Genomic DNA, 1,252 nt, shown 5'->3' with positions numbered 1-1,252 from the left:
TGAAGGTGTCCCGTTGAACCGGGCAATTGAGGTGGTTTTCGGCGTCCAGCCCTCGCGCATCGTCACCGAAACCAAACCGCCAAAGGGAAAGTATGATTTCTACATTACCCTGCCTCCCATCAACGGGCAGCCCCAAACCCAAGCCGCCCTCGAAAAAGTATTCGCGCAGGCGGTCGCGGCGACTTTTGGCCTGACGGCGAAACGGGAGACTCGGGAGGTTGATGTGCTGGTGCTAAAAACCAATGCCACGAGCCGGGATGCGTTGTCACGAAGCGTTAACCGTGACGGAAAATCTTCGGCATTTTGGAATGAGGCGGCAGCAATCCATCAACCGCCCAGCACGCTGGCCCAGGAACTGGAAACGTCGAGCACGAAGCCAGTCTTCGATGAAACGGGACTCACGGAACCCTGTGACTTTGACATCAAATGGGAACAGAAAGATTACGCGCACCCAAATATAGCGGGCATGATCGTTGCGGTAAAACAACTGGGCCTCGATCTGGTGCCGGTTAAAAAATCACTGGCAGTGATCGTGGTGAGCAAGTCAAACTAACATTCAACCGCGGAATAAACCAAACGTGCCCGGTCAGACGGATTCCATAAGTCAACCTGTGACAATTGAGCCTCTTGCTGGGAAGGCGGCCGGCGGCGGGGGCGTGAGGGATCGGCGCACGCCGCGTGAATTGAGGAGCCAGCACTCTGACGTCGTGCAACTCCATCCACCGGCATCGGTGGCAATGGCTGCGCTGCGGCCATTCCGACGGCCAGCGTAGCGTATGGCCGCCGGAACTCTTTAGCGCGCCCCAAAGCCTGCTCACGCCTCACGTGGCTGCTCCACGCAGCCAGATGGAGTCGTAGCACAACTCCATCCACCAGCGCCTGGTGGCGCACGGGACTGTGTCCCACAGAGAAGGGGCCAGCCAGTTGCGTGTGAAATTGCACGGGAACACTCTGCTGAAACACGTTTCTGCGGGACGCAGTCCCGCGCGCCGGGAAATGGCCGCCGGAACTCTTCGTGTGCCTGAGGCCTAGCCACGCCTCACGTGGCTGCTCCACGCAGCCAACTGGAGGTCCTTGCGGACGGCCACCAGGACAACTCCATCCACCAGGACGCCGGAAGCGTCATCCGCGTTTGACTATTCCGGCAAACTTCTCTAACGTCACACCAACAAAGACAGACACCGAAACGTAAAATTTATGGCCGCCAAATCCGATAAATCCGCCGAAAAAGGCGCTGACAAAGCCACCGAGA

General features: G+C 58.1%; 1 protein-coding gene. It reads left to right on the top strand.

Going from position 1 to position 1,252, the window contains the following annotated elements:
• Positions 1-553, top strand: a 553-nt coding sequence (locus tag P4L78_RS01360; RefSeq protein ID WP_309326475.1) for a TIGR03435 family protein, incomplete at its 5' end; no start/stop codon positions are given.
• Positions 554-1,252: the final 699 nt, after the last annotated feature.

The sequence above is a fragment of the Silvimonas sp. genome (genome assembly GCF_031291215.1).
GTDB classification, from domain to species: Bacteria; Pseudomonadota; Gammaproteobacteria; order Burkholderiales; family Chitinibacteraceae; genus Silvimonas; species Silvimonas soli.
The sequence above is the reverse complement of the archived record's forward strand: the minus strand, read 5'-3'. Positions and strand labels throughout refer to the sequence as shown.